The sequence below is a fragment of the Pseudanabaena sp. lw0831 genome (genome assembly GCF_016584665.1).
In the GTDB taxonomy this organism is placed as follows: Bacteria; Cyanobacteriota; Cyanobacteriia; order Pseudanabaenales; family Pseudanabaenaceae; genus Pseudanabaena.
On the sequence record NZ_BBJB01000106.1, the window covers coordinates 1 to 2,666 of the forward strand.

The 2,666-nt window shown below is 44.0% G+C and carries 2 protein-coding genes and 2 pseudogenes; 3 read left to right on the forward strand and 1 reads right to left on the reverse strand.

Annotation, left to right across the window (positions count from 1 at the left end; genetic code table 11):
• On the reverse strand, nt 1-937 hold a 937-nt coding region (locus tag APA_RS21785; protein WP_236579959.1), incomplete at its 3' end, for a CBS domain-containing protein.
• Nucleotides 938-1,236: 299 nt separating this feature from the next.
• Here APA_RS21785 and APA_RS21790 point away from each other — a divergent pair.
• The 3 genes and pseudogenes from APA_RS21790 to APA_RS21800 form a co-directional block, all read left to right on the forward strand.
• Nucleotides 1,237-1,371: pseudogene (locus APA_RS21790) on the forward strand (IS630 family transposase); the annotation flags it as partial.
• Nucleotide 1,372: 1 nt separating this feature from the next.
• Nucleotides 1,373-1,695, forward strand: a pseudogene (locus APA_RS25340) (response regulator); the annotation flags it as partial.
• A 28-nt stretch (nt 1,696-1,723) separates the two neighbouring features.
• A partial coding sequence (locus APA_RS21800; protein WP_236579963.1) for a CBS domain-containing protein occupies nt 1,724-2,666 on the forward strand: 943 nt, incomplete at its 3' end.

Sequence of the window (2,666 nt, forward strand, 5' to 3'; positions counted from 1 at the left end):
TTACTTTTTCTGATTCTAGTTGTTCTACTTTTGCTTCTAAAACCTTGGCTAAATTATATATTTCAGTCGGATTTAAGGCTTGGAGCAAATTGGTCTGAGTGACGATTCCTAATAGTTCGCCAAATTCACCTGTTACCGCCAAGCGCCGAATCAACCTTTGCTCCATAATTTGCTGCACCGTCAAGAGGTTATCCTCTGGTTTAACGGAAAAGATCGGCGTACTCATCACCGTATGCGCGATACAGGTTTCAAGGTTTAAGCCTAGGGCTTGAAACTGCACAACATCACGCTCGGTCACTATGCCCACAGGAATTTGTAGGGAGTTATCAGTACTACACGTCTCAACAATCATCACCGAACTAATTTTCTGCCCTGCCATCATTTGCGCGATCGCCAACATAGAGCGATCGGAGACAGCACACACTACATCAGAAGTCATCACCTCAGACACCAATCGCAGCCGCAAGAGATCGATGGGTCTGGTAATTTGTCGTAAACTTTCGTGAGTCACCATTCCCACGAGGAGATCTTGCTCATTGAGAAGCGGCAAATGGCGAATGTGGTATTGCTGGAGCAGATTGACTGCTAAAAACAAATCTGTAAAGTCAGACTCGCGCAAAGTAACCACGGGATGAGCCATCACCTCTCGGACTAATAGACGATTGAGGTCTTGCTGCTGAGCGCTGAGGCGAACCACATCGCGCTCGGTCACTACGCCGATTAACTTTTCATCTTCTAATACCAAGACACAGCTAGATCTTGCCTCTTGTTGAAATTGTTGCTGATGAATGTCGCTATGATTTTCTACATCACATTGCGATCTCTCACTGCTCATTAAGGCGATCGCATCCATGACAGTTGCAGCGCGATCGACGACCAAAAGATCTCGAATAATTGCTGACTTCAGTGCAGAAAGTTTGATAATGTCTGAGTTCAAAATACTTCCCAATCGATATTTATACTATTGCACAGCACACGACCAACAACAATGCGCCAAAATCTAGATACATTCTTAAGCGGATGATGGGGATTCGTTAGTGTTTTCACCCAGTAATGCATCCAAATCGATACCAATATCGCTTAGATTTGCAGCCTTAAGCAAGTTAGTAGCTACCTATTTATCCATTCATGAGATCAAGCGTCATTCGGCTTCTAAAAACTTGGATAGATCGATGGAAATCAATGTACATCACCCTCAAACAGCGCAAATTCACTGTGATTTATAGGAGTCCTAATTTAGGCTTTTTGTGGTGTTTTGAACGCTTGTTTGTCAAATCTGGCACGGGAAGACAGCTTTTTAACGTCCTTGGTGCGCTTAATGCTGTTACCCATGAGCTAATTACTGTGACTAATGATTCTTACATTAATGCTCTTCTCTAGTTACCTTGAAGCTAAGGGCTACCGCATTTTATTGGCAATTGATGGACAACAGGCGATCGATCTTGCCAAAGCGGAGCATCCCGACTTGATTTTAATGGTATCCAGATGCCAGTTATTGATGGGATTGAAGCAATTAAACAAATTCGCCTCAATCCCAATTTAGTAGATATTCCAATTATCGCCTTAACAGCTTTGGCAATGGCAGGCGATCGCGAAAGATGCCTAGCAGCAGGAGCTAATGAATATTTAAGCAAGCCTATTAAGCTAAAAACATTAGCTGATACAATTCGGAGTATTTTAGGCAAAAGGAAGTAGAATATACATTAGATTTCACGAATTGTTTATGCTTACTCTCGCACATTCTATGCGACCTAATGACTTGAAGTCGGCAATCATTCCAAATCCCTTAGTGGTGTCTGCCGATGCAACTGTCATGGAGGCGATCGCCTTAATGAGTAGTGGGCGATCGCAATGTGATGCGGAGAATCATAGCGACAATCATCAGCAACAATTTCAACAAGAGGCAAGATCTAGCTGTGTCTTGGTATTAGAAGATGAAAAGTTAATCGGCGTAGTGACCGAGCGCGATGTGGTTCGCCTCAGCGCTCAGCAGCAAGACCTCAATCGTCTATTAGTCCGAGAGGTGATGGCTCATCCCGTGGTTACTTTGCGCGAGTCTGACTTTACAGATTTGTTTTTAGCAGTCAATCTGCTCCAGCAATACCACATTCGCCATTTGCCGCTTCTCAATGAGCAAGATCTCCTCGTGGGAATGGTGACTCACGAAAGTTTACGACAAATTACCAGACCCATCGATCTCTTGCGGCTGCGATTGGTGTCTGAGGTGATGACTTCTGATGTAGTGTGTGCTGTCTCCGATCGCTCTATGTTGGCGATCGCGCAAATGATGGCAGGGCAGAAAATTAGTTCGGTGATGATTGTTGAGACGTGTAGTACTGATAACTCCCTACAAATTCCTGTGGGCATAGTGACCGAGCGTGATGTTGTGCAGTTTCAAGCCCTAGGCTTAAACCTTGAAACCTGTATCGCGCATACGGTGATGAGTACGCCGATCTTTTCCGTTAAACCAGAGGATAACCTCTTGACGGTGCAGCAAATTATGGAGCAAAGGTTGATTCGGCGCTTGGCGGTAACAGGTGAATTTGGCGAACTATTAGGAATCGTCACTCAGACCAATTTGCTCCAAGCCTTAAATCCGACTGAAATATATAATTTAGCCAAGGTTTTAGAAGCAAAAGTAGAACAACTAGAATCAGAAAAAGTAA